Consider the following 1279-nt stretch of genomic DNA (forward strand, 5'->3'; position numbering starts at 1 on the left):
CACATGCATCTGTAGCGGTATAGGTACGAGCAATGGAGTAGCGGTTCGCACATGATCCCGGAGTTACAACATCAGCATGAGTGATGGTCACTGTTCCTATACAATTGTCCGTAGCGACTACTGCATTATCATTGAATCCCGGAACGGCAGAGGCACAACTTACAGAAGTGTTTGCAGGGACGCTAGTGATTACTGGGGCTGTCTGATCATTTACTATTATGGTTTGGGTTGCACTTGAAGTATTACCACAGGCATCTGTAACGGTATAGGTACGAGCAATGGAGTAGCGGTTCGCACATGATCCCGGAGTCACAACATCGGCATGAGTAATGGTCACTGTTCCAATACAATTGTCTGTCGCGACTACTGCATTATCATTGAATTCCGGAACGGCAGAGGCACAGCTTACAGAAGTGTTTGCAGGGATGCTAGTGATTGCTGGGGCAGTCTGATCATTTACAGTTATGGTTTGAGTTGCACTTGAAGCATTACCACATGCATCTGTAGCGGTGTAGGTACGAGCAATGGAGTAGCGGTTCGCACATGATCCGGGAGTTACAACATCAGCATGAGTGATGGTCACTGTTCCAAGACAATTGTCTGTAGCGACTACTGTATTATCATTGAATCCCGGAACGGCAGAGGTACAGCTTACAGTAGTGTTTGCAGGGATGCTTGTGATTACTGGGGCTGTCTGATCATTTACTGTTATAGTTTGGGTTGCACTTGAAGCATTACCACATGCATCTGTAGCGGTATAGGTACGAGCAATAGCGTAGCGGTTCGCACATGATCCCGGAGTTACAACATCGGCATGAGTGATGGTCACTGTTTCAATACAATTGTCTGTCGCGACTACGGCATTATGATTGAATGCTGGAACGGCAGAGGCAGAGCTTACAGTTGTGTTTGCAGGGATGCTTGTGATTACTGGTGCAGTCTGATCGTCTACAGTTATGGTTTGAGTTGCACTTGAAGCATTACCACATACATCTGTAGCGGTATAGGTACGAGCAATGGAGTAGCGGTTCGCACATGATCCCGGAGTCACAACATCGGCATGAGTGATGGTCACTGTTCCAATACAATTGTCTGTCGCGACTACGCCATTATGATTGAATGCTGGAACGGCAGAGGCACAGCTTACAGTAGTGTTTGCAGGGATGCTTGTGATTACTGGTGCAGTCTGATCGTCTACAGTTATGGTTTGAGTTGCACTTGAAGCATTACCACATACATCTGTAGCGGTATAGGTACGAGCAATGGAGTAGCGGTTCGC

The 1279-nt window shown here is 47.1% G+C and carries 1 protein-coding gene; it reads right to left on the minus strand.

Annotated features, from left to right (window positions below; all coding sequences use genetic code 11):
- Window positions 1-1279: HYR-like domain-containing protein (locus tag ACFX5D_RS16230; protein ID WP_465254664.1), on the minus strand; the 1279-nt coding region annotated here is incomplete at both ends.

Source organism: Flavobacterium fructosi (assembly GCF_042787335.1).
Lineage (GTDB): Bacteria > Bacteroidota > Bacteroidia > Flavobacteriales > Flavobacteriaceae > Flavobacterium > Flavobacterium fructosi.